The organism is Lysinibacillus sp. Bpr_S20 (assembly GCF_023337835.1).
In the GTDB taxonomy this organism is placed as follows: domain Bacteria; phylum Bacillota; class Bacilli; order Bacillales_A; family Planococcaceae; genus Lysinibacillus.
In genome coordinates, this window is the sequence record NZ_JALNLQ010000010.1 from 117,375 (window position 1) to 143,103 (window position 25,729).

Below are 25,729 nucleotides of genomic sequence, written 5' to 3' on the forward strand. Positions count from 1 at the left end.
ATGTTCTTAGCCCTCGTTCCCCTATCTCTAAACCCCAAGGAGTCGCCCAGTCTCACTCCAATCAACCAATTCACTCACATGTCATTATAATTTCTTCAACAATGTATTTGTGTGAAAGCTAAGCGGCACGACCCTCAATATAAAACCTTGCGACACTGAATGAGCTGCACGCAAGGTTTATATTTTTTATTCTGCAAAAACAATATGCCATTCATCACGTTTGGCTAAAAATTCTTTAGCTAACGCTTGTGCACCTTCTAAACTATGGCTAGCTGCCCAGCCACATTGCACTTCGTTGCAGGCTGGGACTGCAGTGGCCTTTGTTACATCTGTAAATGTTTTTTCTAAAATATTTAATAAGTCTTCGTAATCATTGTGATTGATTAGCGATACATAGAAGCCTGTTTGACATCCCATCGGACTGAAATCAACAATATGGTCGGAGTAATTGCGGATAATGTCTGCCGATAAATGCTCTAGGGAATGTAATGCAGGCATTTCCATATGCTCTTTATTTGGCTGTTTAAAACGAATATCATATTTGTACACTTCATCGCCATTTTTTCCTGCTTTCACACCCGCTAAACGTACATATGGTGCTTTTACTTTCGTATGATCTAGATCAAAGCTTTCAACATTTGTTTTTTCTTTCTGCAACTTACACAACTCCTTTTATATAGAATATTTCCATTATAACGAGTTTTCCGATAGAATTGTATGATTTTTGCGAATTGTCCCACTCATTTCATCAAGTACCCCCGACAATGAGTAAATAAAAAACAACTAGTCAAAGCTTGGACTAGTTGCTCTTTAAACATTCCAATTATTTTTGGAATTTATTCATTTGTGTCATCATTTGACGTACTTGCTTTTCAGACGGCGTACGACCCATTTGCGCCATCATCATACGAATCATTTGTTCGTTAATTGGTGGGTTTTCTTTTAAATATTTCATCATAGCTTGACGAGCTAAATAGAAACCAAGTGCCGCGCCCGCTGCTAATGCGATAATTACGATAATAATCCAGCCCCATGTAGGCATACAACCAACCTCCTCCACTACAATATATACCGAGAAAAAACTCTCCACGCTCCATTATACACAAAATAGTAGCGTGTTACTATATATTGTAGTGAATTTTCCTAATGCATTGTATATTTCATTGGCTTTAGCCACCCACACTCATTATCTTGTTTATTAAACGCAATAAAGCGCTCGCTCATCTTCGCAAGCATTTGGAATAGATCCAAATCAAGCATCCGTGAACCCTCACAATAAACACAAATTTTACGTTCCACTAAATATATAGCCATTTTTCCTTTTATAGGATGTTCTAAAAATAAAGCATTACGAGCTCTCTCTAAATGTGCATATTTGGAATCTAGTTGCGCCTCTAGCATCGTAGCGATCTCCTCGAAGCGAACGGTTTCACATATATATGCAAGCTCTTTTAAGGATTTCTCGTTTGCGTCTTCACAGCCTTGCATCATCTCTAATAACTTACGCTCTCTGCCGAAAATAAACGTTAAATGCTCTTCTTTTATTTTATATATGGAATAGGTTCTCACTAGAAATCCTCCTTCGCTCATTTCTTTTTCATAAGTATAGCTCATCCAAACTCTTTAATTTGTCAAACGAAGGAGGCTTTAATCTTCTATTTTTGTCGAAAACTTTCTACTTTCGGATCTTACAAATACTTTTTGAGCTATCTATTTTTTACAAATTTAAGCTTCTGCAAAAGTACCTAGAATATTCTCAGCCTCAAGACCTAGAGCAAAATCAATTTCCAGTCCGTTTTAGCAAAGCTCGCTAACAGGTACTATAAAAGTACAAACGAAAGGAGCTAAAACATATGAGAAAATTTTTTCTACTAATAGGAGGCTTTATCGCAGGATGTGTTGCACTCGCTTTAACTGGACCGCTTGCAGGTCTACTATTTTCAGGATTGTTTGTAGCACTCGGTATGCACTTCTACTCTGCAAGTAAATCGACATTCGGCAAAATCATATGGTTCACAGTAGGTCTAATCGGTGTTCTATCAGCAATCTCTAATATCCCTGCAATGATAGGATTAGCAGCAATCGCTGTCATCTATGTGATCTACAAAAAATGGAACAACGAAGATGTAAAAATTCCAACAATTGAAGCTAAAGAAGAAGATCCATTTACAAACTTTGAAAAAGAATGGTCTAACTTAACAAAATAAAAGGAGCGAATTTTCATGAATTTATTTCAACGTTTTAGATATACAATAGAGGCAGATTTACATCATTTATTTGATAAGAAGGAACAAAAAAATCCAATTGCGATGTTAAACCAATACATTCGTGAAGCAGAAAAACAAACAGAGCAAACTGGTAAATTATTAGAGCGTCAAGGTCAGTTAAAAGAAAAACTAGAGCAGGAATTCAAACAAAATGCGGAATTACTAGCAAAACGTGAGTCTCAATTAACATTAGCAACTGCTAGCGGCGAGCAAGATTTAATCGATTTTGCTACTGATGAAGTTGCTGCTTACACAGCACGTAACAATACATTGCAAGCTAGTATCGAGGCAAGTACACGTGAATACTTCGAGCTTGAACGCAAATTTGAAACAATGAAACACAAAATTAAAGACATGAAAGTGCGCCAATTACAGCTGATGGGCAAAGAAAATGTCACACGCGCTCACCATCAAATGGACGGAATGATTGCGAAAAACAACAAAACCAACTTTGAAGATTTAGAATCCTATATCGATAAGCTTGCTTACCAAATCGACAAAGATCATGAAGTAACATCTTTCGAGTCTCGTCTTGCACAACTAGAAAAGAAATCCGTAGAAGATAGCGCACCACTACTAATTGAAAACAAATAAGAAATAAGGGATGCCTCAATTATTGAAGCATCCCTTTCTTTGAAGAAAAAAGCTTCCTCCTCTTTTTGAAGGTAGGAGATGAAGGATATGGTAAAATGAATTTACTATTAAAAAGAAAGTGGTTTAGTCCTATGATTAAAATATTTCTTTTTGCTTTTTTTATTCTTATAGTACTTATAGTCATGTTATTAGGTTATCGCTTCATTGTCCAACAACAAATTAAACAAAAAAGTGCTGAAATTATCGAAAATGGTGGTATTAGTGAGTTAAAGGAACTCGATGTAAATGGAGATAAACAATATATATTAGTGGAAGGAAAAGATAAGGAGAAACCATTTTGTTTATTCTTACATGGCGGTCCGGGGTCACCATTCCCCTATGGTGTGAGTGCTCGAACATTGTATCCCGAAATAACCGAGAATTGCGTAGCAGTTTATTATGATCAAAGAGGTTCCGGAAAAAGTTTTAACAAGAAATTAACGAATAATACACTGACCCTTTCTCAATTTACAGAAGATGCTAATATAATAGTTGATTATATTAAAGAAAATTATCAACTGGAAAAAATATTTGTCATAGGTCAGTCTTTCGGTACTATAGTTGGCACTCAATTAGTATCCAATTATCCTGAGAAGTTTCATGCCTATTTAGGGATTTCTCAAGTAACTAATATTAGTAAAGGTCATGAACTTAGCTACAATTGGTTACATAGTGAAGCTCTATCTAACGGAGATAAAAAAACTCTTCGAATTTTAGACGATATAGGAGAAGGTCCTTATTTAGCAAAAGATGAGGATCAATTTAGCGATCTAATCAATCACTATAAAGGTATGAATTATTTTGATGATACGATCAAAAAAGTGAATCTCTTTGACTTGATAAAAGGGGCATTTACTTCCCCTGATTACTCTTTACAAGATCTGTATAAAGCATTTATTTCAGGGCCACAATTTAGCCTTATAGATAGCCAAGAACTAAAAAAAGAAATTATCCTTACTAATTTTTTTGATTCTGTAAAAAGTATAGATATACCCGTTTATTTTATACAAGGTAAGTATGATAAACAGACGAATTATGAATTAGCAAAGCAATACTTTGAGCTCTTAGATGCGCCGAATGGTAAGGAATTTATCACTTTAGAGCACTCTGCTCATTATCCAAATACACTTGATGCAGCATTGATGAATGATACATTCAAAAAAATGCTTGAACCAAAGCGCCCAGCTGGAACGGACATCACCCCACCCTAAGTTATGGTGGAGATAATAATTTTAAACACTTTTAAATGAAATATCGTATTTATAGAGAAGTTCGTCTTCTCTCATCAATTTGTAGAAAGAAGGGTGACCCTCTTGCAAAATTTCACAACTAATAAGCTCACATTTTGGGTACTATGCTTCTTTTTACTCGTTTTTATGGAGCTTACAATTTTTAATAACGGTGGCGCCTTTTGTCTATTGATTGGGGTAGGGCTTCTTTATTTAAGTTTCTCGAAAAAAAATCGTTTCTTTAAATGGACAGGAATTTTCTTTATCGCGATTGCACTCTTTACGATGTGGAGTTTACGTTTATTTATCGTCGTTATTCTCTTGTATATGCTCTATCAATACCTGCAAAGAGAAAACGAAGCCAAAGTGGTTGGCTCGGAGCTTTTCGAAAAGCTACCTGCTACGAAAAACGAATTATTCGGTACCATACCTGCACCTTTAGAAGCCTATAAATGGCATGATGTTCAAATTCAGCGATTAGCAGGTGACATTACGATCGATACAACTCAAACAATTTTACCTGCTGGCACAAGTCTCATTACTATTCGACAAGGGATTGGTAAAGTACAAATTTATATCCCATATGAAATACCCTTCCGCTTACACTACACGACATTGTTTGGTGAATTAACATGTATACATGTTGGACCACAACGCTTACTCAATGAAAGTGTAAGTTTCTCAGATGGAAATCCTGAGGATGCAAAGCGAACACTCGTGATACATGTTGCAACATGGCTTGGGGACTTGGAGGTGCTACGTAAATGATTGCCTTTATCTCAAGAATATTGACGCTACTTTTTATTTTGATGAGTGCAGCATTCGGTCTTCTTGTCGCTGTTTGGGGTGAGCCTAACGAAAAAACATGGGAGCCATTATGGCAGCAGAATTATCATAATATCCCACTTGGCGGTTTTATTGTTGTTATTCTTTTTGCGCTTAGTTTACTAATTGCCAGCTGGATTAGTATGATTGCCCGTGCAAGAGAGGCTCAGGCAACTCGCATCGTGAAACAGTTAGTTGAACCTGATTTTGTAATACCTAAAAAACAACCTTTACCTAAACCTTTGAAAAAGGCTTTAGTTCAAACAAGTGAGTTAATTGATACGCAACGAAAAAGCTTACAGCGTTTATCCAATGAACGTGCAGAAGCTAATGATAAAATTATTCAAGAGCGCATTGTTGCTGAACGTCAACGCCTTGCTCGTGAGCTCCATGATTCTGTATCACAACAACTATTCGCAGCTTCGATGTTGCTTTCCGCATTAACCGAAACTGATGAAAATGCTACAAGCCTAAAGCAGGTCGAAAAAATTGTCCAACAGGCACAGCTTGAAATGCGCGCATTATTATTACATTTACGTCCAGTAGCTCTGCACAATAAAACCCTCGCACAAGGACTTGAGGAGCTCATTATTGAACTGCAGCAAAAAGTATTTTTTCATATTGAATATGAGCTTGAAGAAATGGCTTTATCCAAAGCGGAGGAAGATCATTTATTCCGTATTGCACAGGAAGCATTATCGAATACGCTACGTCATGCAAAAGCCAGCGAAGTTGAATTACTGCTTGTTGCACGTGATGATTTAGCCATTTTACGTATTCAGGACAATGGCCTCGGCTTTGATGTCGAAGCTGATAAATCCACTTCTTATGGACTTCAAAACATTGCTGAACGCGCTGTAGAAATTGGCTGTATGTACAAAATTGTATCAGTGCCTGGAGAAGGTACAATTGTAGAGGTTAAAATCCCTCTACATAAGGAGGTTGAAGTGAATGATTCAAGTGTTAATAGTGGATGACCACGAAATGGTGCGGATTGGTGTTTCCGCCTATTTATCTGCACAACCAGATATCACCGTTGTAGGAGAAGCCGAAAATGGCAAAGAGGCTGTGGAACGTGCTCTTACCCTGCGTCCAGACATTATTTTAATGGACAATGTGATGCCAGTTATGACAGGAGCCGAGGCGACAGCAGAAATTTTAGCTGCATGGCCAGAAGCAAAAATTATGATGGTAACAAGTTTTTTAGATGATGACAAAGTCTATCCTGCATTAGAGGCTGGTGCAGTCAGCTATATTTTAAAAACATCCAATGCGAAGCAAATCGCCGATGCCATTCGTAAAACAATGGGTGGCGAAACCGTTTTAGAGCCAGAAGTAACATCAAAAATGATGCATCGCATGCGCCACGGCAATAGTACCCCACTGTATGAGCAGCTTACCGAACGTGAAATGGAAGTATTATTGCTAATGGCTAAAGGCAAAGCAAATCAGGAAATCGCTGACGATTTATTCATCGCCTTAAAAACGGTAAAAACACATGTCAGTAATATTCTATCGAAGCTCGATGTTCAAGATCGCACACAAGCAGTTGTTTACGCTTTTCAAAATGGTCTAGCGAAGTAGTTTTTCTTGGGTCGTTTGGTTTATCAGCGATTTAGCTGGGTTTATCAGCGTTTTTTGCACTTTTATCAGCGTTTCTGCTTGGTTTATCAGCGATTTCCATGCTTTTATCAGCGTTTCTACCCGGGGTATCAGCGATTTCCATGCTTTTATCAGCGTTTCTACCCGGGGTATCAGCGATTAGTCTGTTTTCTAAAAAAAATACGAAACTGCATTTCTATCAATGCAGTTTCGTAAAAAATTCTTGTAGCTCGTTTACACTGTTCACTATGTATGTTGCTTGTGCTTCCGTCAACTCCTCAAGTGAACCATAGCCATAAGTAACACCGATAGAATCAATTTGATTTTCATGTGCCCCAACAATATCGTATTTACGATCTCCAATCATAATTAATTGATCGATATTCACTACATTAAAATGTTCGCGTACATATGCGATAACTTCACCTTTAGCTGAACGTGTACCATCCAAATTGCTGCCCGCGACAAGGTCAAAAAAATGTTCAAGGTTAAAATATTGTATAATTTGTTCTGCAAATACTGTTGGCTTAGATGTGGCTATTGCTAACTGATAACCATCCTTCTGTAAATATTCTAATAAAGATGATATATTTTGATACAATTTATTCTCATACATGCCAGTTTGGATAAAACGTTCACGGTAATAAGCAATTGCTTGCTCAATTTGAACATCATCCAATCCATATATTTCTCGAAATGATACTTGCAGCGGAGGCCCAATAAACGTTTCAAGCTGATCAAGGTCTTCTTCAACTATACCCATTTTTCCTAAAGCATATTGAACAGATTTTGTTATCCCTATTTTAGGATCAGATATTGTACCGTCTAAATCAAATAACACTACGCTATACTTTTTCATTACTAGCCCTCCTTTTATTGTTAAAGAATTGATTGATACACAGTTGAACCAAAATCATGAATATCCTTCATATAATCAAACCCTTCCGGAGAACCAAAGCTATTAAATCCACGAACTGCCACAATATTTTCATCGGGTATTACCAATATAGCAACACTTGTATAACCTAGTAATTGAAAGCTTCCTTGTGGCAATATTGGACTTAACTCTGTAATCCCCTCTTTCTGGTGAGGCTGAACAAACCAGAAAAAGCCATTAGTTGGTAGGTTCTTTGGTTTAGTATTTGGGGATTGAATTGTCGTTACTAGCTGTATGATTTCTTCAGGTATTATTTGTTTTCCGTTTATCCTTCCTTTATCAAGATGCACTTGCCCCCATTTAGCTAATTCACTTAATGAGCTATACATATTCATTTTGCTACCATCACATATGTCGCTTTCATACCAAAATGGACTATTATTATGTTTTACTTCAATATGTTGTTCGTTTTTTTCACTGAACCAATCTGTGTCAGTAAATGACAACTTCTGTAATACTTGCTCATCTACTATTTGCGCAATAGTTTTTCCAGTAACTTTTAATATGACTTTGGCAAGTAGTTCTACATTGATATCTCGATATGCCCAGTTATAGCCTGCTTTGAATTCTTTCATTACTATTCCATGTTGACGACGTAAACCGTGAGTATGTGTTAGAAGATGTCTAATCGACACATCCGCAAAGACTTTTTCATCGTCTAAATAATCGCTAAGTTCATCATCTATTGAGGCAATATAGTTATGGTAAATCGCATATGCTACAGCAAACCCTACATATGCTTTTCGAACAGACGCAAGATGAAAAAGAGTATGTGGTCCTACCTTTTTAGCGTCCTTTTGTTGTCCTTGCACACCAAAATATTCTTCTAGTATGGTTTGACCATGTTTTTTAATAATAACTCCGCCACCTGTACAATCTAATTGTGAGAAAGTTTTCTTTACTTGTGAAAGTATAGATTGTGGATTCATTTAAATCCCCCCAACATTTGTAGTTCAATTCCTACATTTATTATTGTATACCAAATGAAATTAATACTAGAAGCGTTTTTCCATCTGCGAAACCTTTTATTACCAAAATCGTTATTATTTTTAAGGAGGGATTGTGTGAATACTCTATTTACTTATAAGCATTTCTTAGATGAACATACGTTTTCACTTCTTGATCCTATTTTTGAAGCTACTCTACTTTTTGCTGTTTTGCTACTCATCATTGTGATGATCAAAAAAGTATCTATTTGGTTTTGTTTACTTTTTGCAAGCTTCTCAATAATTGTCTCAGGTCAACTGCTTTGGTTTAGTGGTATTATCGCGGATGAGCTAAATCTAGAAGGAAGTTCCAAGGGCTTTTATTGTTTTGTCGTGATGCTTCTTATTCATTGTGCAGCTATTTGGATTTCTTTAGTGAAGGCCTCTAAACATGAAAAAATACCGCAGTACTCAGAGGAGATTTAACCTACTGAGTATTGCGGTATTTTAAGAATTATAGCGCTTTTACCTTCGCTACAACATTGTCTACTGTGAATCCGTATTTTTCCATTACTACTTCACCTGGTGCAGAAGCGCCGAACTTGTCAATTGCAAGAACGTCTCCTTCAAAACCAGTGTATTTATGCCAGCCGAATGATGAGCCCATTTCGATTGCAAGACGTTTTGTTACAGCTTTTGGAAGAACAGATTCTTTGTAAGCTGCGTCTTGTTTTTCGAAGCGGTCCATCGATGGCATTGAAACAACTGCTACATCCATGCCTTCAGCTTTTAGCGCTTTTTGAGCTTCAACTGCAAGTGAAACCTCAGAGCCTGTTGCAATTAAAATGGCATCTGCCACTTCTTTTGTCGCAGGAGATACTGTATAAGCACCTTTAGTAACACCTTCACGTACTGTATCAATAGATGCGTCAAGAACAGGTAAGTTTTGACGAGATAATACTAAAACAGTTGGTGTTTTTTCAGATGCTACTGCTAGCTCCCATGCAACCGCTGATTCGTTCGCATCAGCTGGTCGAACAACAGATAAGTTTGGCATTGCACGTAACGATGCAAGGTGTTCGATTGGTTCATGTGTCGGACCATCTTCCCCTACAGCGATTGAGTCATGTGTAAATACATAAGTAACAGGAAGACCCATTAGAGCAGAAAGACGTACAGCTGGACGAACATAGTCAGAGAATACAAAGAATGTACCGCCGAATACGTTAAGACCACCGTGAAGAGCCATACCATTCATAGCTGCACCCATTGCAAATTCACGTACACCGAACCAAATATTACGGCCAGCATAATCGTCTGCAGAGAAATCTCCAGCGTCTTTCATCGTCGTTTTATTTGAGCCAGCAAGGTCAGCTGAACCACCAAAGAATGATGGTGTTTTCTTTGCAATTGCATTTATTGCATCTCCAGAAGAAGAACGAGTAGCTACTGATTTACCTGCTTCATAGACTGGTAATTCTGAAGCGAAATCCTCTGGTAATTGTCCATTCATTGCATTTTCAAATTGTGCTGCTAATTCTGGGAACTCTTGCTTATATGCTTCAAACTTAGCATTCCAAGCTTCTTCAGGTTGTTCCCCTTGAACTTTAGCTGCTGCTGCGAATGTATCATATGCTTCAGCAGGAATTTGGAATGGCTCGTGTGCCCATTCATAAGCTGCTTTTGTTAAAACGACCTCTTCTTGTCCAAGTGGTGCACCATGAGAAGCAGCTTTACCTGATTTGTTTGGTGAACCAAAACCGATAACAGTTTTCACTTCGATTAGTGTTGGTTTGCCAGTTGATTTTTTAGCTTCTTCGATCGCTGCATTAATTGCTTCAACATCTGTACCGTCAGCTACTTTTAAATAGTTCCAACCATAAGATTCAAATCGCTTTTGGACATTTTCTGAGAATGATTTTTCTAAATCACCATCTAAAGAAATATCGTTTGAATCGTATAAAACGATTAGCTTTTCAAGTTTTAAGTGACCTGCTAAAGAGATCGCTTCAGCTGCAACACCTTCCATTAAATCGCCATCGCCACAAAGTGCGAATGTATAGTGATCCACGATGTCATGCCCTGGTTTATTGTAAGTAGCTGCTAAATGACGCTCAGCCATAGCCATACCAACTGTCATAGCAATACCTTGACCTAGAGGACCTGTTGTTGCCTCTACCCCAACAGTATGACCATATTCAGGATGTCCCGGAGTTAATGAATCCCATTGACGGAAGTTTTGAATTTCTTCCATTGGTAAACCGTAGCCTCCAAGGTGAAGTAAGCTGTATAAAAGCATTGAGCCGTGACCAGCAGAAAGTACAAAACGATCGCGGTTATACCATTTTGGATTAGCTGGATTATGGCGAAGTTGTTTTGTCCAAAGCGTATAAGCCATTGGCGCAGCCCCCATCGGTAAACCCGGGTGACCAGAGTTTGCTTTTTCAATTGCATCGATTGACAAAGTTCGGATAGCATTAATTGCTAATTGATCCGCATGTTGAGTCATTATGTTGTGACATCCTTTCTCGTCCTATATATTGTTCTTATACAGTTTAGTCAACATTGCTTCAGAAAACAATGTTTTTGTTATACTATTAATGATTTGTTACATACTTTATAGAAATGTGTCACATTAATTTAGAAATTTATTTTTTTTCGCTTGTTTCACTTTTTCTGGTGTAACATCATTTCCTTCTGCATCTACCACTTTTACGTTTTCAATTGTATCACGCATCGTCGCTCTAAATGTATCTAGATATTCCTTACGAAGCGCTGTTCGTTCCTTCGCCTCTGCCTCTGTTAAAGTACCACTTTTAGCCTTAGCAGAAAGTTCATTGATTCGGTTAATTTTTTCTTTTGATAACATAATTACACACCTTTCAATACATATCATAATGAATATGGTATGCAAAGTATAGCATGTTTTCCCTTAGAATGCAGTTATACCAACCTTTCTCGTATCAGTTTATTCTTTAACAAACATAGTGTAGGGAAAATCAAACTTTTGATACCTCATTCGATACTCACTCGTCAGGAAATAAAAAAACACCTTCTTATAAAAGGTGCAAGTTAAGGCATATAACTAGCCTGACACGCTGTCATGGCTATACGTTTCTAAAGTATATATACATTATCAAATTGTTCTTTATTTACTAGCCCATTTTCCAGAAACAGCAGATAACATTAGCCATGGTTCAATAAACATGTTAATCAAAATATGAGCTAAGATTGGTGCAAATGTACTTCTTCCAGCCATAATATAAAGCATTGCGAGAAGACTTCCCAAAATTGTGGTACTTATAATAGCAGGTAAAGCAAACTTCCAATCCCCTTTCAAAAGTACCCATAGACCGTGAGCAATTCCAAAGAGTATCCCCGAAATTAGTATTTGCATTACGTCTGAAGCTCCAATAGTTAATAAGTATTCCATAAGTAAATGTCTAAATATAACTTCTTCCACTATCCCTCCCACAATAGCAGCCCATACTCCAATTACTTTAAGCCAAGAAATAGTAAATAAGTGTGCTTTTACGAAAGGTATTGCAATGCATGTATAAGCAATGTATCCCATTAAAATAAAAAGCGCAAAAATCCAAATAAATATATTCGAAAATACATCTGTCCTAAAGCCAATTCCATTTTCAATAAAACCTTCAGGATTATTAAAATACCAAAAGATTATACTTGCTGTGAGCATCGTTGAAATACATACTAGTATCCAACTAGTTTTATTTCTTTCACTTGAAGTAGTTAATCCATTCATAATAGCCCTAGCCTCCTAACCATGAACTTGCCGAATACTCATTTTTCCGAAAAATTCATGCCCCAATTTTGTTTAGACCTCTATTTCGTTTGCAGTACATCTTACCTGAACTCAATATAACGAACGCAAAATATGCCAACAATACGTTTGGCGTAACATGTTGTTATGATTGTGTAAGTTGCCTTTTACAAAGCATGACCTGCATTTTCCAAAATGCTGTATATGCTATAATTTTTTTGGGAGGTGATAAAGCTGAAAATAGAGGTACAAATAGATTCAGAGTATGAAGAGCCGCATGTAACAATTTGTACAGCAAAACTTACTCCTACGATACAAGCTGCTATTTCTTTATTACAACAAGAGCAAGAAGAACAAATTTTAACAGGAATAGCAAATAATAAAACATATATCGTTGATCCAAATTCAATAATTGTTATTCGAACCGAAGGAAGAGAATTAGCTTTATATGATGAAGAAAATAATCGACTCATTGTGAACAAACCTTTATATGAATTAGAGCGACAATTAGGGAATAATTTTATACGGATTTCTAAATCTGCAATTATTAATCTAGCAAAAGTCAAAAATATCGAAGCTTCATTTAACGGAACAATGGAAATTGAGCTAGTTTTAGGAATTAAAGAAGTTATTTCTCGTAATTATCGAAAGCAATTTAAAAAGCGTTTGGGGGTTTAAGATAGATGCATTTTTTTAAAAATGTAGCGTTTGGTGTAAGTATGGGCTGTACAGTTTTTGTATTTATTAATCTTTTTGGTTCTTGGATTTTTGGAAATATTTTTTTTAAAGCTACTACAGCTAACTTTATACAACAAGCTATAGGTTCAATTATTGTGGGGCTTGCTTGTGTATTACCATCCTATATTTATCAAGTAGAACGTTTAACTTTTTTATTACAAACAGGTATCCATTTTTCAATTACTATAAGTACTTTTATTGTTGTTGCGCTATTTTTAAATTGGCTTCCAACATCATCTATAGCAATAACTATATTAATGCTATTCTTTAGCGTTTTGCTTTTTACTCTTGTTTGGCTGTTATTTTATTTATATAACCAATCTGAAGTAAAAAAAATGAATAAAAAGATTAATGAGCTGATTAATAAGAATAATACTCTATAATATTTTTATAAAGGTTTGAAATTTTCATTACTTGGGGGAAAGAGAAATGTTTATCAAAACAAACAGACTAGTAATAAGAGAATTTGAAATTCAAGATTGGCAAGCTGTCTATGAATATACGTCAAATCCAGATGTGATGAAGTATATTCCAGAGGGCGTTTTTAATGAGGAAGCAGCAAAAAAGTTTGTTTCTGAAAATAGCGGTGAAAAAGCAAAACACTATCCTGTTATTTTACAAAGCGAAAATACTGTGATTGGTCATATTGCCTTCCATCAATATTTTGGTGATCATACTTATGAGATTGGCTGGGTTTTAAATCCGAACTATTACAATAACGGATACGCCTCTGAAGCGGCAAAAGCTATACTGGACTACGGATTTAATGAAATGAAACTTCATAGAATTATTGCCACATGCCAGCCAGAAAATATCCCATCCTATCGAGTGATGGAGAAAATCGGTATGAGACGCGAAGGTTATTTTAAAAAATGCATCCCATACAAGGATGAGTGGTGGGATGAATACTATTATGCTGCCTTAGATGAGGAATGGGCTTAAGAGATTGATTGAATCAACTCAATTTTGTGGGTAAAGAGAAAATACGAGAAAGAGAGGTAGAAAAATCACTACTTCTCTTTTTTTCTATTGGAAACAGTTCTTTATCATTGCGATAATGGTATTCGTCTCTCGACTCGTTCCTGCTCGGTCCTTTATCTTTGTCTAGACCTTTAAACATACAAAAAATCAGTAGGACGATGAAACGCCCACTGATTAAAACGTTACTTTATTGATTCGATTCCCTTTTGATGTTCCCGATATCTCCTATGGACTGTAGCTTTGCTTACATCAAAGCCCAGACCTCTAAGAGTCATAGCAATTTCCTCAAAGGTAAAGCCTCGATTACGCAGGTTGACAATTTCCTCCACAGGTACATCCTTACGTTCCTGACCGTTTGGATTTCCACGGTTAGATAAATTATTTTCAGGGCGATAGCCATTTTCAACGGCACGACGCATACCACGACGTATTTTAGCATTATGGATTCTGCGCTGATACTCTTCAACAATTGCTAAAATTTCTAGGAGCATCGTATCCATTTCATTTAATTGTAAAGGTCCCGCATCTCGCATCGAAAAAACATCCGTTTCAGTTTTCTGCAATAAGTGCAACACTGCCATTCGAGCATTTCCACGTCCTAAACGTGTTTCATCCTGCACAAATAATGCATTTATTTCTTTTTCTTTTATGAAATCGAGCATTTCTAGCAGACCCTCACGTTCTACATCATAGCCGCTATGTTTGTCCTTAAAAACATGTTTAACTACGTAACCTTGTTCTTTAGCATAGCGCATCAACTCATCCTGCTGACGCTCTAACGAGGAATGTTGTGTCTCTTTTTCTGTACTCACACGGCAATAGACAACAGCCGATTGTTGATTATTTATCATTTTTCGTTTCTCGCAATTTCAATTGAATTTATAGGGTAAGGTTGGTCACCTACTACTGGGATTACTATGGATTTACCCGCAATAATTTGTACGTTCGTTAATTCATTTTCCGCCTTTACAAGCTTAATCCATTCATCCGTTTTCATTTTACCACGGTACTGTTCGGCTAACGACCATAAGCTATCACCATGTGCGATTTCAATTTCTGTGTACGTTACATCACCTGGGTCTGTTATAAAAAGGTATGCTGCAAAAAGTAGACAAGCTCCTAATAAAGTTGTAATATGTGGATTTTTCTTTAACCAGTTCATGTTTATAACCCCTTTTCGAGAATGTTTGTTCGGAATATATGTTCTCATAATAATACGAACAAATGTTTTTGTCAAACACTTTTCGAACCTATGTTTGCTTAAGTGTTCGCATTCTGTTATACTATTAATAAGTAGAATGATTAAAAAAGAGGTGAGCAATTATGAAAAAAGTTTCGAAAAGACAAGAGGCCATATTAGAATTCATTAAAGAAGAAGTGCGCTCAAAGGGGTATCCACCATCTGTCCGCGAGATTGGTGAAGCAGTTGGACTTGCTTCAAGCTCAACAGTTCATGGACATTTAGCTCGTTTAGAGCAAAAGGGCTTAATTCGACGCGATCCAACTAAACCCCGTGCAATTGAAATTTTAGAACCTGAGGATTCTATTCAAAAGCAACAAGTTATACATGTCCCACTAGTCGGGAAGGTTACTGCAGGTTCTCCGATAACTGCTGTTGAGAATATCGATGAATATTTCCCGCTACCAGATATTTATGGTACAAGTGAAGATCAATTATTCATGCTAGAAATTATGGGTGAATCAATGATTGAAGCTGGCATCTTAGACGGGGATTTAGTGATTGTTAAACAAAAAGCTACTGCTGATAACGGTGATATTGTCGTAGCAATGACTGAGGAAAATGAGGCAACTGTAAAACGTTTCTTCAAGGAAAAAAATCATTTTCGTTTACAGCCTGAAAATGTAACAATGGAGCCAATTATCGTAGACCAAGTTTCTATTTTGGGACATGTTGTAGGTCTTTATCGTCGTGTACATTAAAAGTATCTCAATATTAAAATATAACAAGAGGATATTATGTTCACAGATGGGCATATTCCTCTTTTTCTTATGTTTTGAGTGCTATTTACACTAAAAAAGAACCCACTTTAAAATGGATTCCTACACTTAGGGTTTATAGCTCATCCACGAAAAGTTGAGGTTGACATTTGTAAAAACGTACTACATGTATATACGTTGATTGGAGTGGAGGCTGGGCGGACTCCTTGGGGATCAGCGATAGGGGAACGAAGGCTCATCGGACGCCCCCAGGAAGCTCTGCGCGAAAGCAAAGCGGCAGCGGCAATGTTTTATCTGTGCGAAAGCGAAGCGACAGCAACAAATGTTTTCTGTAGCAAAAGCAAAGCGGCAGCTACAAATGTTTTATCTGTGCGAAAGCAAAGCGGCAGCTACAAATGTTTTATCTGTGCGAAAGCAAAGCGGCAGCTACAAAGCGCCCAGCCGGAACGGAAATCAACCACACGTTATGGTGATAGCCTTTAAAACATTGAATTAGCCATTTCAAGCAAATCCTGCATGGTGAAATCTTGTGTTATTTCACTTTCCATACGAATTGAATATTTTAGACTGTCATGAACAAAAGTTAGTTGACTCTCGTTTGGCTGATATAATGCTTTTACCCCATTTTTTACAAATATTTTCATTCTCTGCTACTTCTAAATCCTCTTTTATGCCTCTACCTTAAACTTCAAACTTGCCTTTACAAATGCAGCAAATAGTTTCTTTGAACCTTCATCTCCTGCAATAGCTAGCTCTTCAGGATGCCACTGTACTGCTAGACAAAATGGTAAATCTTCGTGTACTACCGCTTCAACAATGCCATCGCTTGATTTCGCTACCACTTTCAATTTTTCTGCTACTACGTTTATGGCCTGATGATGAAATGAATTTACAGCTATTTTTTCTTCCTCAATAATCGTCTTTAATAATGTATCAGGTGTTAAATTTACATAATGTGTTGTAATGCCTCGTGCTGCCTGTTGCGTGTGCTTTATTAATTTTCTGCTATGATATTCACTTTCAATATCCTGATAGAGCGTGCCTCCAAATGCAACATTTAGTATTTGAAGCCCTCGACAGATTCCTAGAATCGGCATTTTGCGAATTTTGGCCGCGTTCATTAAAGCAAGCTCCACTGAATCTCGTTCTGGATGAACCTTCCCTAATTTTGGTGTAGGTTCTGCGTTAAAAAGGAATGGGTGTACATCATAGCCACCCGATAGTAATAATCCGTCTGTCAACGATAAAACTTGCGCTACATCCTCTTCCACCCCAAGCGGAATTATAAGTGGGACACCCCCAGCTTCAATTATACTTTTGCTATAAGCAGCATTTAATCTTGAGGACAAATCATCCTCCGCAAAAGCCGTTATACCGATAATTGGTTTCATCATATCTCCTCCATGATCATATCTTTGGAACTACCTGTAAAAGCTTATTTAGGGAAGACTATATTGAAGGAATCCCCCACGATTAATTACCAAAAACCGAGATACCAATTCATCAACGCATCCCCATAGAAATAGATAATAATAGCAGCTACAGCAATAGAAGGTCCGAAGGGTATAGGCGTTTTTCTTCCTTGTCCGCTTACCTTTAACACAACGATTCCAACAATCATACCAATCACAGCAGCTATAAACAGTGTAAGAATTGTATGTATTGAACCGAGTACGAGACCAAGTAAAATGAATAATTTAATATCGCCTCCACCCATTCCACCTTTTGATAGAACAGCTATACAATACAATATGCTAAAACCCACTACAGCACCTACTATACTGTCCCACCATGGAGACAAAGGAGAGATCACTCGTCCAAAAACTAGCAATGGTAAAAAGAATAATAACACCTTATCGGGAATAAGCATATAAGCAAAATCCGACACAACAATAATGACTAATAATGAAATGAATAAAAGCGCTACGAAAAATTCTGCACTAAAGCCTAATTGCCAATAAGCAAATGCAAATAATACGCCCGTGATAAGTTCCATCAATGGATACATCCAAGAAATTTTTTGTCCACAGCTACGACATTTTCCACCTAAAAATACATAAGACAAAACAGGCACCAAATCAAGCGCTGTCAACTGCCTTTTACAAGAAGTGCAATGCGATGGTGGATGGACAATGGACTCCTTCAACGGCACACGTAAGCCAACGACATTAAAAAATGAGCCAAGAACGAACCCAAGTATTAAAACTGTAACTGTATAAGCAATTTCCATTTCAGGTCCTCCTATACTAATAGACGCTCATACATTTAAAGTATTGCGTCTGGATTCGACTTTTTGCTTAGGCCTAAATTTATGGTTGTCCTTCATTATCAAACGTCGTTACTCGTACGGATACGCAAGAACAGCTAAATGTTATTACAAATAATGCTGTATTCGAAGCGCATGTATTTTGAGGCTCTACCGTTAATTCAGGTTCTATTCATTATACTAATAATTACAAATATTCTAACCACTCTTTATTATCTATCATAATCTAAACTTCCATTTACCTCAATATTCGATGTATACAATGCTATTAAACAATAAAGAGTTATTTAGAGTATCGTAATTGAATGATACTCTAAATAACTCTGTTTTATTTCCTTAACAACCTACCCGACAACAGCAACCCTATCCCACCGATCGTGATAAATAGAACAGCCCGTATTAGTAAGTCTAGTGCTGACAAATCAAAGAATATAAGCTTAATAAACGCAAAGACTAAGATGACAAGACCTGTCATGCGTAATGTTCGTAAGTCACGCACGGTGCTAAGCCATAGTGAAATACTGGCTGTTAGGAATAATGTAATCGTTGTGAAGGCAATGCTTAGTTTCCAATCAAGCAAACTGTTGTAGGAAAGCTGTGATATGAGACCCCAAATGGATATCATCGTAAATACAACACTTGCACTTACGATCGGGTCTAGTAACTTCTCCATTTGCGCATGATAGGTCTGATAAATGCGTCCCTTCATCAGTAAATCAATCATAATTGCTACGATAACAGCGATATAGACGATTCTCGTTACTATATTTAACCACTCGATACCCTGCATATTATACGGAATAACTTCAAGCATTAGTGTAAAAAGAATGAAAAATACACTAAGGACAGGTGTTAATGCACGCCCTTTGTATTTTGTTGACACTAAAAGTGATCCTGTAAAAAGTAAAGCTAGGATAATACACATTAGATGTGGAATATGACCAACACCTGCAAAGTACGTTACATCGAGCTTTCCGATATAGGCTAAGAAATAACCAGTCGTCAGAACTGCCACAATATCTACCATAAACATTTCTTTCATAAATTTTTCAAAGGATGTCAGTGTCTCTTTTGGACGTCTTGCATATAGATAAATAATCAGGAGATATATTCCTGGCATGATCAAACTAGCATGATCTATGCTGAAAAATGGTGTTGGCTCATGAATTATAAAGCTTAAAGCGAGTGTAATCATAAAAGAAAATGAGCTGACAACCTTCATCATACTAATTCGTAGGCGTAAACTCATCATAACGCCAGCAAAGGTAATGAACGGAATTAGCAAATAATCCACTTTCTCCGGCAAATTCATAACTAGTAGCGTATTACATAATGTCATAAATGCGAGTGTTACGGCACTATCAAATGCCTCCTGCCATTTTTGCTTATAGCCATAACCCGCTAAAGCTGCAAACAAGCAAACTACTATGAGTAAAAGTGCCTCACTATAATTAATGGGACGAATAATAAAGTTTAAGAGCAATAAACTAAAGGCTCCTATACTAAATTGAAGTCCGACATGCATATATTTCAATTTCGATTCTGCATTGTATAAACGGCACCAACTCGTGTAAAAAATAGATAGAACAATCAGGAAACCTATTGCAAAAACAACTCGATTATCCTGGTTCATAAACGCTATAATGCTGACAGCTAGCACGGAGAAAAAGGAAGCTATATAGAGTGCCAATTTCTGCTTATGTTGATAAATGACAAATTGCAGCATCGTAAAGAGCACAACCACATAGATTAAGATAATTATAGGACTAAAGTTCATATATTCTAGTAAATAAGGTAGCAATAATGAGGTAAACGCTACAAATATAGTTAGTACTTCGTTTTTCTTTAAATAACTAATAACAATACCATAGCCGATATAAACTACGGTAATGCAAAGTGCCATCGTTAAACCGATGATTTCATACAATATCGCACTAGCAGCTGTTGTTAAGATTCCAACAATAAATGCCCCACCGTATAAAGAAATGGTCACGGCCGATGAGCCAATCTTTTTACGCTCTAGCATATAAGCTATTGCAGCTAAGGCAAGCGATAATGCGTAGGCGAGGATGATTTTAACCTCATTCGATAAATAGCCATAATCACTCACAAGCTTAAGACCCCACAGCACACCCATCACTAAAATGACCATAAATAATTTTGGAAGTGCCCACATCATACGCTCTTCCAACGATCGCTGTGGTTGCACCTTTTTTTCTGGATCTGTCATAGTTCTTGGCTTCGGTTTCAACTCTGAATTTGGCTTTAGGTTTTGCGCTGGTTTTGGCGCAAATTGATCAATCATGGGTTTCTTGGCACTTAATGTACTAGGTTTTTCAACATTTTGCTGACGCCTTAAGCTCTCTACTTCCTGCCGTAAATCCATCATTTCTTGCTCGAGCTTGGCAACCCTCCGCTCCATTTCAAGTGACACTCAATCATCCTCCCTGCTTTATCAATTTTTTACCATTATAACACATTTATTTATATTGTAAAATTACACTTTTAATTTAATTTTACTTTTTATTATCTAGGTCTTCGATACATTAAAGCACGTTGACTATCGCTGGTTCCCCGTGTAGTTGGATCTATGACAACTCCTATTAAAACTAAAATTGATAATACGGTATTGACGATCGTCATTGCTTGCTCACTCATTGCACTTGTTATATCGTAGCCAAAAATAGCAGCTACTTGCTGAGCGAGTAATACAATCAACGAAAAAAACGCAATTAAGAATGGTTTATGCTGAAAACGGATCTTCCAGTTAATTCTCATAATTGCTCACCTCCCCCCCTTCTCACCCTAGTATATGTTTCACCTTCATATGGCACATATGCAAAAATGGAGCGATAAACGTGGAATAACAGAGATTCGATGAGCGTTCCATCAACTTCAGAGCAGATTATGTAACTCGGAACCTGTTATAAAAAATTTCCAAACTTATATATCAAATGGTTTTACGATGAGTACTTTAGTCATATAGATTTAGGGTGCATCTTGTTGATTGATGCCTTCAAACTTGACATATGTGAGTAATGAGATGGTAAATGCGCGGAATGTTTTGAGGGCAATTGCCTGCTTATCGATTGTGTTATTACCTGTTACAACGAATACGGAAATTATTAATGGCTATATCAAAAATTCGTACTATCAATTTTTTAGGATACTATTATGTTTCGCGACGACAGCATTTATATTATTTTAGCAAAATGCTATTAAGTTAAGCTGCCTCCTAAATTTTTTAGATCAATTTGTTATATTCCATTTGTAGTAGTAAGTATTTTCTATGCAGCAAACACAACACTTCATGATGATGAATCCACTTATAATTTCAATAACTTTTCATTCTAAAAATACTTTCGTTCTTGCCTTTTAGTGCTTATTTAATTGGCAAGTAAAAGCCATCTCAGTATTGAGATGGCTTTTGTTGTCGAGATATTATTAAGTCAAAAATTATAGCGATAAATTGAACCGACATTATTTGGCGGAGTGATGACGAAGCGATAGAAACCATTTTCAACACTTTAGTAATGAGAAGGTTCTAAGCCTTTACGTTTTCTTGCAACGAAAACTAACCCATAAACAAGTGGTGTTGCTACAATAGACGCTAAAAATTTAAACAGATATTGTGTGATAAATAATGTCAGTAACACTTTAAATGGCATTATTCCATAAAAGGCAATCGAAATAAATATGACCGTATCGATGAGTTGGCTTAACATCGTAGACGCATTGTTTCTAAGCCATAACTTACCGTTTCCATGCTTTTCTTTTAGTTTATTAAATATGACTACATCCAAATTAACACTGACCGTATAGGCTACAAGACTTGCAATAATGACACGCATACTCCCACCGAGAATTATCTCAAACTCCTGCTGATGAGCAAAAGCTTGTGCTGGTGGTAGTTCAATGGCAATAGCGATAAAGCATACTGCAAACACTTGTGCCATAAGCCCAGTTCTGACCGTGCGACTGCCCGCTTCTTTACCATATACCTCGCAAATCACATCAATAAGAGGATAAGTGAAAATGATTAAAATTGCTGCACCCGGAAGTACTATCCATTCACCTATACTAAACACTTTAACAGCTAACACATTAGCTAAAATTAAAAAGCCAACAAACAATCCGTTTAAATAGTAAAGCATCAGCGATTATCCACCTTTTCAGGATACATATCGTGGTTCATCAAACGATGCTCTGCCATTTTTTCATATTTTGTACCTGGGCGACCATAGTTACACCAAGGGTCAATGGACAAGCCACCACGCGGCGTAAACTTACCCCATACTTCAATATAACGTGGCTCGATTAGTTTTATTAAATCATTCATGATGATATTCACGCAATCCTCATGAAAGTCCCCATGATTACGGAAGCTAAATAAATAGAGCTTTAATGATTTACTCTCGACTAGCTTTTTATCTGGAATAAACGATATATACATTGTCGCAAAGTCAGGCTGCCCTGTCATTGGACATAGACTCGTAAATTCCGGGCAATTAAATTTCACAAAAAAATCGTTTGTCGTATGTAAATTATCGACTGCTTCAAGTATTTCCGGTGAGTATTCAAATAAATATTTTGTATTTTGGTTACCAAGGAGTGTTAAGTCCTGTAAGCCTTGTTCTTCTTTTCTTCCTGTCATAAAAAATGCCTCCTCAATTGTGAGAAGTCCATTGTGCGTGAATCCTAATAAAAAAAAATCGCCATATCCGCATTTTTGGGATATGGCGTAGATGACATCATCCATAGTTTTTTATAGAGGGTATGCGCTATGAACCTCTTTCTTATTCGCTAGTTATATTAACTTAATAAACGCATTCAGTCAACCAATTTTTTCACAATATGGCATTGACAAAAATATCCTCACGTTATACAGTTAGTTACACAAGTAATTAACCAATTAACACAAGGAGGTGGATTGTGATTCACTCTTTAAACAATGAAAAGCCCATTTTCCAACAAATTCGCGAACGAATAGAGGATGGAATTTTAGATGGACACCTACAACCCGAAGATCGCATTCCATCCACTAATGAATTTGCAAAGGAATATCAAATTAATCCTGCAACAGCTGGAAAGGGAGTGAACGAATTAGTAGATAAAGGGGTAATTTATAAAAAACGTGGCGTCGGCATGTTTGTTAGTACTGACGCACGTGACATATTAATTGCGGAGCGCAAGGAAATTTTTTTTAAGCAACATATAGAGCCATTGAAAAAAGAAGCGATACGATTAGGTATTTCAGATAAAGAATTACAAAATATGTTACAAAGGGGTTAACTTATGAAAATCGAAGCGAAAAATGTTAGTAAATCCTATAGACAAAAGGAAGCTTTAAAAAATATCTCTTTTACAATTGAAGGACCTAAAATTATAGGATTTTTAGGTCATAATGGTGCTGGTAAAACCACATTCTTAAACTTATTATCAGGGCTTATTACTGCAACTAACGGTAACCTATCTGTCAATGGAGAGAATGTTTTCAATGTACCTTTAACGCTACGTGATATTTGTTTTGTTGCAGAGAGCGGAAACTTTCAAGAGGAAATGACAATTGCCCAAACATTAAAGGCGAATAGCTTCTTTTATCCAAAATGGGATGAGAATCTTGCAATGGAGCTACTAGAGGTTTTTGCGCTAAATCCAAAGGACAAGGTTCGCAGTTTATCGAAAGGAATGGTGTCTGCGTTAGGCATTATCACAGGCTTTGCAAGTAATGCAGGGATTACGATCTTCGATGAACCTTATATTGGACTTGATGTAGCTGCACGAAATACTTTTTATGATTTATTGATTGAACAACAAACCGAAAATCCAAGACTTTTTATTTTATCTACCCATTTAATTGATGAGGCAAGTGAGCTATTTGAAGAAATACTTATTTTACACGAAGGACAATTATTGCTTCAGAAAACTGCTGAGGAATGGCATGAGCAAATTGTTGCAGTAAAAGGTAGTCCTTCTGATGTTGAGCAGGCAATTAATGGTCTAAAGATTATTTATAAGCATACGTTTATGCAGGAGCTAACGGCAATTATCTTCACTGATGGTCAATCCATTGAAGGACAAAATATTAGGCTCGAACGTGTTTCATTACACGATATGTTGGTGTATTTAAGTAAACAACAGAAAGCGGGGACTAGTAAATGAATACAGTAAAGGGCAGTTTGTATGTATTATTTCAAAGCTATAAAAAACAAATTATAACTTTTTGGTGCATTTTATTTTCAATCGTCCTATTTTCACTTTTCATAGATACTTTTTTTGAACTGCATGTTTATTCTTTTTCCATCATGATTTCTATCCCTGTTTATATTTTTTCCTGTGTCATGACAGCAAAATTACTAAATAAAACCTTATCCTATTTTTTAAGACTTGGTTTAAGTCGCTTACAATTTATGTTGAATGTGGGGCTCTTTTTCATCTGTTGGAGCTTAATTGGTTCCTTTATGATTGGTTGTATTCAAAAAGTAATTACTTCTGTCTCTGAAATTTTCATTATTCATCCTATTTTACTTTTAAATCATTCCCCATCATTTTTTCAAACGATGGCATTAGACTCTATTTTACTGATTTTCTTCTTAACTGCTGGCCTTTTGCTGAATGTTGTCTTTTATCGCTTAGGAACTATTGGCGGTTACAGTTTTGTAGGGTTACTCGGCTTAACGACAATTGTTACAATCATTTTCAAGTGGTATTCTTCTTTGTTTGATTTCCTATCAAATATATCAGGCTTTGCTCTATTAAGTGGTTTATTAGTTATTAGTACATTACTCTACTCTATCATAACAATGGCAATGCGAAATGCTTCAGTCAATCCAGCATAATGATTACTGAATGAGTGGATAAAGGCTCCTTTATTGCTCGATGTTTACTCGTGGTCAAATACCATTAAAAGTATCTCCTAATTTTATATAATGTGTAACACCGAATAAAAAGCATTGGGAAATTAATACCCAATGCTTTTTTACAAAGTACATCTTGAACTTGGCATTTTTTATATTAATCCTGTTCATCCTCTTGCGTTGTATAGTCAATTGAATTGGCAATATCCACTAACACTTCAGGTGTCACCTTATTTGAAACTCTCTTGTCAATCCACAACATATATTGCCATTCTTCTCTTTCGAAAATAAGTACATTAAAACCTGAAATTTCCATATAAATTGAAGTCGTTCCATTTTTCAAAACGAAAGTGTTGACAACACTTTCCTTTTTAACTGGAAACTTATACTGAATAGGTCGAACCGTTATTTTATAATGATGCTCCGGAAGTTGATGATTAATAAATGTCACTTCAAAAAAATCGTTCATGTCACCATCAAGGTCATTAAAGCGACCAAAATGATGTGTAAAACTAATAGGAGGTACTCGAAGTGGTAGCTTTAGTCCTTGATGAAAGTGCCGTTCAAAATCGGAGGCAGCTCCTTCAACCGTTTTATAGCCTATTTCAGGATAGACTTCTTCATATGAACTGGGCGAGTCTTTTATATAGGCATCACTAGGTTGAGAAAATAACAAATAACAGGAACTTAAGCAGAGAGAAAAAATTCTGTCCATTTTATCACCT

General features: G+C 36.5%; 32 protein-coding genes. 14 read left to right on the plus strand and 18 right to left on the minus strand.

Annotated features, from left to right (window positions below):
• Window positions 1–186 precede the first annotated feature (186 nt).
• From MWJ95_RS20195 to sirA, 3 genes are all read right to left on the minus strand, one after another.
• Window positions 187–657, minus strand: coding sequence for an S-ribosylhomocysteine lyase (locus MWJ95_RS20195; protein WP_249075709.1), 471 nt, complete (start codon window positions 655–657; stop codon window positions 187–189).
• 166 nt (window positions 658–823) lie between these two features.
• The gene (locus MWJ95_RS20200) at window positions 824–1,042 is read right to left on the minus strand and encodes a YneF family protein (RefSeq protein WP_249075708.1); all 219 of its coding nucleotides are present in this window, start codon (window positions 1,040–1,042) and stop codon (window positions 824–826) included.
• A 101-nt stretch (window positions 1,043–1,143) separates the two neighbouring features.
• Window positions 1,144–1,569 (minus strand): sporulation inhibitor of replication protein SirA, encoded by a 426-nt coding sequence (sirA, locus tag MWJ95_RS20205; RefSeq protein ID WP_068983025.1) that lies wholly within the window; start codon window positions 1,567–1,569, stop codon window positions 1,144–1,146.
• 284 nt (window positions 1,570–1,853) lie between these two features.
• On the opposite strand from sirA, the gene MWJ95_RS20210 reads away from it, so the two are divergent.
• The 6 genes from MWJ95_RS20210 to MWJ95_RS20235 all read left to right on the plus strand — a co-directional run bounded on the left by MWJ95_RS20210 (window position 1,854) and on the right by MWJ95_RS20235 (window position 6,538).
• The gene (locus tag MWJ95_RS20210; RefSeq protein ID WP_249075707.1) at window positions 1,854–2,207 is read left to right on the plus strand and encodes a lmo0954 family membrane protein; all 354 of its coding nucleotides are present in this window, start codon (window positions 1,854–1,856) and stop codon (window positions 2,205–2,207) included.
• A 15-nt stretch (window positions 2,208–2,222) separates the two neighbouring features.
• On the plus strand, window positions 2,223–2,861 hold the full coding sequence (locus tag MWJ95_RS20215) for a PspA/IM30 family protein (RefSeq protein ID WP_249075706.1): 639 nt from the start codon (window positions 2,223–2,225) through the stop codon (window positions 2,859–2,861).
• 95 nt (window positions 2,862–2,956) lie between these two features.
• Window positions 2,957–4,111 carry an alpha/beta fold hydrolase gene (locus MWJ95_RS20220; protein WP_249107099.1) on the plus strand — a complete coding sequence of 385 codons (1,155 nt, stop codon included), beginning with the start codon at window positions 2,957–2,959 and terminating at the stop codon, window positions 4,109–4,111.
• A 93-nt stretch (window positions 4,112–4,204) separates the two neighbouring features.
• A complete protein-coding gene (liaF, locus tag MWJ95_RS20225; protein ID WP_249107100.1) occupies window positions 4,205–4,897 on the plus strand; it encodes a cell wall-active antibiotics response protein LiaF in 693 nt (230 codons plus the stop codon).
• Window positions 4,894–5,931 (plus strand): sensor histidine kinase, encoded by a 1,038-nt coding sequence (locus MWJ95_RS20230; RefSeq protein ID WP_249107101.1) that lies wholly within the window; start codon window positions 4,894–4,896, stop codon window positions 5,929–5,931. Before liaF ends, MWJ95_RS20230 begins: the two co-directional genes overlap by 4 nt.
• The gene (locus tag MWJ95_RS20235; RefSeq protein WP_249075702.1) at window positions 5,906–6,538 is read left to right on the plus strand and encodes a response regulator transcription factor; all 633 of its coding nucleotides are present in this window, start codon (window positions 5,906–5,908) and stop codon (window positions 6,536–6,538) included. The genes MWJ95_RS20230 and MWJ95_RS20235 overlap by 26 nt, the downstream gene beginning before the upstream one ends.
• Before the next feature lie 217 nt (window positions 6,539–6,755).
• Here MWJ95_RS20235 and MWJ95_RS20240 read toward each other — a convergent pair whose 3' ends face one another.
• Both MWJ95_RS20240 and MWJ95_RS20245 read right to left on the minus strand, forming a co-directional pair.
• A complete protein-coding gene (locus MWJ95_RS20240; RefSeq protein ID WP_249075701.1) occupies window positions 6,756–7,415 on the minus strand; it encodes an HAD family hydrolase in 660 nt (219 codons plus the stop codon).
• A gap of 20 nt (window positions 7,416–7,435) precedes the next feature.
• Entirely contained in the window at window positions 7,436–8,422 is a 987-nt protein-coding gene (locus tag MWJ95_RS20245; protein ID WP_249107102.1) for a serine hydrolase domain-containing protein, read from the minus strand.
• A gap of 135 nt (window positions 8,423–8,557) precedes the next feature.
• Here MWJ95_RS20245 and MWJ95_RS20250 point away from each other — a divergent pair, with 135 nt between their 5' ends.
• Window positions 8,558–8,905, plus strand: a complete 348-nt coding sequence (locus MWJ95_RS20250; RefSeq protein ID WP_249107103.1) for a hypothetical protein — start codon at window positions 8,558–8,560, stop codon at window positions 8,903–8,905.
• Between the two features lie 28 nt (window positions 8,906–8,933).
• Here the strand turns inward: MWJ95_RS20250 and tkt are convergent, their stop codons facing one another.
• The 3 genes from tkt to MWJ95_RS20265 all read right to left on the minus strand — a co-directional run bounded on the left by tkt (window position 8,934) and on the right by MWJ95_RS20265 (window position 12,185).
• Window positions 8,934–10,928, minus strand: a complete 1,995-nt coding sequence (gene tkt / locus MWJ95_RS20255) for a transketolase (protein ID WP_249075698.1) — start codon at window positions 10,926–10,928, stop codon at window positions 8,934–8,936.
• A gap of 126 nt (window positions 10,929–11,054) precedes the next feature.
• Window positions 11,055–11,288 carry a DUF896 domain-containing protein gene (locus MWJ95_RS20260; protein ID WP_249075697.1) on the minus strand — a complete coding sequence of 78 codons (234 nt, stop codon included), beginning with the start codon at window positions 11,286–11,288 and terminating at the stop codon, window positions 11,055–11,057.
• 279 nt (window positions 11,289–11,567) lie between these two features.
• Window positions 11,568–12,185, minus strand: a complete 618-nt coding sequence (locus tag MWJ95_RS20265; RefSeq protein WP_249107104.1) for a CPBP family intramembrane glutamic endopeptidase — start codon at window positions 12,183–12,185, stop codon at window positions 11,568–11,570.
• A 243-nt stretch (window positions 12,186–12,428) separates the two neighbouring features.
• On the opposite strand from MWJ95_RS20265, the gene MWJ95_RS20270 reads away from it, so the two are divergent.
• The 3 genes from MWJ95_RS20270 to MWJ95_RS20280 are packed head-to-tail and all read left to right on the plus strand — an operon-like array spanning window position 12,429 to window position 13,883.
• A complete protein-coding gene (locus MWJ95_RS20270; RefSeq protein ID WP_249107105.1) occupies window positions 12,429–12,881 on the plus strand; it encodes a LytTR family DNA-binding domain-containing protein in 453 nt (150 codons plus the stop codon).
• Window positions 12,882–12,886: 5 nt separating this feature from the next.
• On the plus strand, window positions 12,887–13,324 hold the full coding sequence (locus MWJ95_RS20275) for a DUF3021 domain-containing protein (RefSeq protein ID WP_249107106.1): 438 nt from the start codon (window positions 12,887–12,889) through the stop codon (window positions 13,322–13,324).
• Window positions 13,325–13,370: 46 nt separating this feature from the next.
• Window positions 13,371–13,883: a GNAT family N-acetyltransferase gene (locus tag MWJ95_RS20280; RefSeq protein ID WP_249075696.1), complete on the plus strand. Its 513-nt coding sequence runs from the start codon at window positions 13,371–13,373 to the stop codon at window positions 13,881–13,883.
• Window positions 13,884–14,104: 221 nt separating this feature from the next.
• On the opposite strand, the gene MWJ95_RS20285 is transcribed toward MWJ95_RS20280, so the two are convergent.
• Together MWJ95_RS20285 and yneA are read right to left on the minus strand one after the other, a co-directional pair.
• Complete coding sequence (locus tag MWJ95_RS20285; RefSeq protein WP_249075695.1) at window positions 14,105–14,773, minus strand: YneB family resolvase-like protein; 669 nt, start codon at window positions 14,771–14,773, stop codon at window positions 14,105–14,107.
• Window positions 14,770–15,084 (minus strand): cell division suppressor protein YneA, encoded by a 315-nt coding sequence (yneA, locus tag MWJ95_RS20290; protein WP_249075694.1) that lies wholly within the window; start codon window positions 15,082–15,084, stop codon window positions 14,770–14,772. Before yneA ends, MWJ95_RS20285 begins: the two co-directional genes overlap by 4 nt.
• 161 nt (window positions 15,085–15,245) lie before the next feature.
• Here yneA and lexA point away from each other — a divergent pair, with 161 nt between their 5' ends.
• The gene (gene lexA / locus MWJ95_RS20295) at window positions 15,246–15,863 is read left to right on the plus strand and encodes a transcriptional repressor LexA (protein ID WP_249075693.1); all 618 of its coding nucleotides are present in this window, start codon (window positions 15,246–15,248) and stop codon (window positions 15,861–15,863) included.
• Window positions 15,864–16,360: 497 nt separating this feature from the next.
• On the opposite strand, the gene MWJ95_RS20300 is transcribed toward lexA, so the two are convergent.
• From MWJ95_RS20300 to queF, 7 genes are all read right to left on the minus strand, one after another.
• Window positions 16,361–16,525, minus strand: a complete 165-nt coding sequence (locus MWJ95_RS20300; RefSeq protein ID WP_249075692.1) for a hypothetical protein — start codon at window positions 16,523–16,525, stop codon at window positions 16,361–16,363.
• A 24-nt stretch (window positions 16,526–16,549) separates the two neighbouring features.
• Window positions 16,550–17,275, minus strand: coding sequence for a gamma-glutamyl-gamma-aminobutyrate hydrolase family protein (locus MWJ95_RS20305; protein WP_249107107.1), 726 nt, complete (start codon window positions 17,273–17,275; stop codon window positions 16,550–16,552).
• An 83-nt stretch (window positions 17,276–17,358) separates the two neighbouring features.
• The gene (locus MWJ95_RS20310) at window positions 17,359–18,111 is read right to left on the minus strand and encodes a prepilin peptidase (protein ID WP_249075690.1); all 753 of its coding nucleotides are present in this window, start codon (window positions 18,109–18,111) and stop codon (window positions 17,359–17,361) included.
• A gap of 364 nt (window positions 18,112–18,475) precedes the next feature.
• Window positions 18,476–20,581, minus strand: a complete 2,106-nt coding sequence (locus MWJ95_RS20315; protein ID WP_249107108.1) for a DUF2339 domain-containing protein — start codon at window positions 20,579–20,581, stop codon at window positions 18,476–18,478.
• A gap of 92 nt (window positions 20,582–20,673) precedes the next feature.
• Window positions 20,674–20,925, minus strand: coding sequence for a phage holin (locus MWJ95_RS20320; RefSeq protein WP_249075688.1), 252 nt, complete (start codon window positions 20,923–20,925; stop codon window positions 20,674–20,676).
• A 749-nt stretch (window positions 20,926–21,674) separates the two neighbouring features.
• Window positions 21,675–22,301, minus strand: coding sequence for a queuosine precursor transporter (locus MWJ95_RS20325; RefSeq protein ID WP_249107109.1), 627 nt, complete (start codon window positions 22,299–22,301; stop codon window positions 21,675–21,677).
• Entirely contained in the window at window positions 22,301–22,801 is a 501-nt protein-coding gene (queF, locus tag MWJ95_RS20330; protein ID WP_249075686.1) for a preQ(1) synthase, read from the minus strand. The genes MWJ95_RS20325 and queF overlap by 1 nt, the downstream gene beginning before the upstream one ends.
• A gap of 278 nt (window positions 22,802–23,079) precedes the next feature.
• On the opposite strand from queF, the gene MWJ95_RS20335 reads away from it, so the two are divergent.
• Genes MWJ95_RS20335 through MWJ95_RS20345 form a run of 3 tightly spaced genes read left to right on the plus strand, consistent with a single transcriptional unit; the run spans window position 23,080 to window position 24,986 of the window.
• Window positions 23,080–23,439 (plus strand): GntR family transcriptional regulator, encoded by a 360-nt coding sequence (locus tag MWJ95_RS20335; RefSeq protein ID WP_249075685.1) that lies wholly within the window; start codon window positions 23,080–23,082, stop codon window positions 23,437–23,439.
• Between the two features lie 3 nt (window positions 23,440–23,442).
• The gene (locus tag MWJ95_RS20340) at window positions 23,443–24,309 is read left to right on the plus strand and encodes an ABC transporter ATP-binding protein (RefSeq protein WP_249107110.1); all 867 of its coding nucleotides are present in this window, start codon (window positions 23,443–23,445) and stop codon (window positions 24,307–24,309) included.
• Window positions 24,306–24,986 carry a hypothetical protein gene (locus MWJ95_RS20345; protein ID WP_249107111.1) on the plus strand — a complete coding sequence of 227 codons (681 nt, stop codon included), beginning with the start codon at window positions 24,306–24,308 and terminating at the stop codon, window positions 24,984–24,986. The genes MWJ95_RS20340 and MWJ95_RS20345 overlap by 4 nt, the downstream gene beginning before the upstream one ends.
• 175 nt (window positions 24,987–25,161) lie before the next feature.
• On the opposite strand, the gene MWJ95_RS20350 is transcribed toward MWJ95_RS20345, so the two are convergent.
• The gene (locus MWJ95_RS20350; protein WP_249107112.1) at window positions 25,162–25,719 is read right to left on the minus strand and encodes a hypothetical protein; all 558 of its coding nucleotides are present in this window, start codon (window positions 25,717–25,719) and stop codon (window positions 25,162–25,164) included.
• Window positions 25,720–25,729: the final 10 nt, after the last annotated feature.